Below are 2969 nucleotides of genomic sequence, written 5' to 3' on the forward strand. Positions count from 1 at the left end.
AACACATTCTTATGCGCTTAGCTTTGAGTCCACTACAAAACCCCTTGGGTGTTGTATGGTTAAGCCTCACGGGCAATTAGTACAGGTTAGCTCAACGCCTCACAACGCTTACACACCCTGCCTATCAACGTTCTAGTCTCGAACAACCCTTTAGGACGGTTAAACCGTCAGGGAAGACTCATCTCAGGGCTCGCTTCCCGCTTAGATGCTTTCAGCGGTTATCGATTCCGAACTTAGCTACCGGGCAATGCGTCTGGCGACACAACCCGAACACCAGAGGTTCGTCCACTCCGGTCCTCTCGTACTAGGAGCAGCCCCCTTCAATCTTCCAACGCCCACGGCAGATAGGGACCGAACTGTCTCACGACGTTCTAAACCCAGCTCGCGTACCACTTTAAATGGCGAACAGCCATACCCTTGGGACCGACTTCAGCCCCAGGATGTGATGAGCCGACATCGAGGTGCCAAACACCGCCGTCGATATGAACTCTTGGGCGGTATCAGCCTGTTATCCCCGGAGTACCTTTTATCCGTTGAGCGATGGCCCTTCCATACAGAACCACCGGATCACTATGACCTGCTTTCGCACCTGCTCGAACCGTCATTCTCGCAGTTAAGCGGGCTTATGCCATTGCACTAACCTCACGATGTCCAACCGTGATTAGCCCACCTTCGTGCTCCTCCGTTACTCTTTGGGAGGAGACCGCCCCAGTCAAACTACCCACCAGGCACTGTCCTCACCCCGGATAACGGGGCTAAGTTAGAACATCAAACATACAAGGGTGGTATTTCAAGGACGGCTCCAACACAACTAGCGTCATGTCTTCAAAGCCTCCCACCTATCCTACACATGTAGGTTCAATGTTCAGTGCCAAGCTGTAGTAAAGGTTCACGGGGTCTTTCCGTCTAGCCGCGGGTACACTGCATCTTCACAGCGATTTCAATTTCACTGAGTCTCGGGTGGAGACAGCGTGGCCATCATTACGCCATTCGTGCAGGTCGGAACTTACCCGACAAGGAATTTCGCTACCTTAGGACCGTTATAGTTACGGCCGCCGTTTACCGGGGCTTCGATCAAGAGCTTCGCTTACGCTAACCCCATCAATTAACCTTCCGGCACCGGGCAGGCGTCACACCGTATACGTCATCTTACGATTTTGCACAGTGCTGTGTTTTTAATAAACAGTTGCAGCCACCTGGTATCTGCGACTCTCATCAGCTCCATCCGCGAGGGACTTCACCATCAAGAGCGTACCTTCTCCCGAAGTTACGGTACCATTTTGCCTAGTTCCTTCACCCGAGTTCTCTCAAGCGCCTTGGTATTCTCTACCCGACCACCTGTGTCGGTTTGGGGTACGATTCCTTACAATCTGAAGCTTAGAGGCTTTTCCTGGAAGCATGGCATCAATGACTTCACTACCGTAGTAGCTCGACGTCGTGTCTCAGCCTTAAAGAGAGCCGGATTTACCTAACCCTCAAGCCTACGCACTTGAACCTGGACAACCGTCGCCAGGCCCACCTAGCCTTCTCCGTCCCCCCATCGCAATTGTAAGAAGTACGGGAATATTAACCCGTTTCCCATCGACTACGCCTTTCGGCCTCGCCTTAGGGGTCGACTTACCCTGCCCCGATTAACGTTGGACAGGAACCCTTGGTCTTCCGGCGGGGAGGTTTTTCACCCCCCTTGTCGTTACTCATGTCAGCATTCGCACTTCTGATACCTCCAGCATGCTTTACAACACACCTTCAACGGCTTACAGAACGCTCCCCTACCCAATACGATAAATCGCATTGCCGCAGCTTCGGTTTACAGCTTAGCCCCGTTACATCTTCCGCGCAGGCCGACTCGACTAGTGAGCTATTACGCTTTCTTTAAATGATGGCTGCTTCTAAGCCAACATCCTAGCTGTCTGAGCCTTCCCACATCGTTTCCCACTTAGCTGTAATTTGGGACCTTAGCTGGCGGTCTGGGTTGTTTCCCTCTCCACGACGGACGTTAGCACCCGCCGTGTGTCTCCCGGATAGTACTTACTGGTATTCGGAGTTTGCAAAGGGTTGGTAAGTCGGGATGACCCCCTAGCCTTAACAGTGCTCTACCCCCAGTAGTATTCGTCCGAGGCGCTACCTAAATAGCTTTCGGGGAGAACCAGCTATCTCCGAGTTTGATTGGCCTTTCACCCCTAGCCACAAGTCATCCGCTAATTTTTCAACATTAGTCGGTTCGGTCCTCCAGTTGATGTTACTCAACCTTCAACCTGCCCATGGCTAGATCACCCGGTTTCGGGTCTATATCCAGAGACTGAACGCCCAGTTAAGACTCGGTTTCCCTACGGCTCCCCTAAATGGTTAACCTTGCCACTGAATATAAGTCGCTGACCCATTATACAAAAGGTACGCAGTCACCCCACGAAGAGGCTCCTACTGCTTGTACGTACACGGTTTCAGGTTCTATTTCACTCCCCTCACAGGGGTTCTTTTCGCCTTTCCCTCACGGTACTGGTTCACTATCGGTCAGTCAGGAGTATTTAGCCTTGGAGGATGGTCCCCCCATATTCAGACAGGATAACACGTGTCCCGCCCTACTCGATTTCACTGAACATGCGCTGTCGGCTACGGGGCTATCACCCTGTTTCGCGGTCCTTTCCAGAACCTTCACCTGACGCATGTAAAGCTTAAGGGCTAATCCAATTTCGCTCGCCGCTACTATCGGAATCTCGGTTGATTTCTTCTCCTCGGGGTACTTAGATGTTTCAGTTCCCCCGGTTCGCCCTGTTAACCTATGTATTCAGTTAACAGTAACTGCTTATGCAGTTGGGTTTCCCCATTCGGAAATCTCAGACTCAAGTGGCTGTTACTGCCTAATCTGAGCTTATCGCAAGTTACTACGTCCTTCATCGCCTCTGACTGCCAAGGCATCCACCGTGTACGCTTAGTCACTTAACCATACAACCCGAAGGAGTTTCGGGTTG

Annotated in this window: 1 rRNA gene; it reads right to left on the bottom strand. The window is 51.8% G+C overall.

The features are described from left to right. Positions 1-55: 55 nt before the first annotated feature. Positions 56-2943: ribosomal RNA gene (locus JIG40_RS12040) — 23S ribosomal RNA — on the bottom strand. Positions 2944-2969 lie beyond the last annotated feature (26 nt).

Source organism: Vibrio sp. bablab_jr001, from assembly GCF_016464285.1.
Taxonomy (GTDB): domain Bacteria; phylum Pseudomonadota; class Gammaproteobacteria; order Enterobacterales; family Vibrionaceae; genus Vibrio; species Vibrio fluvialis.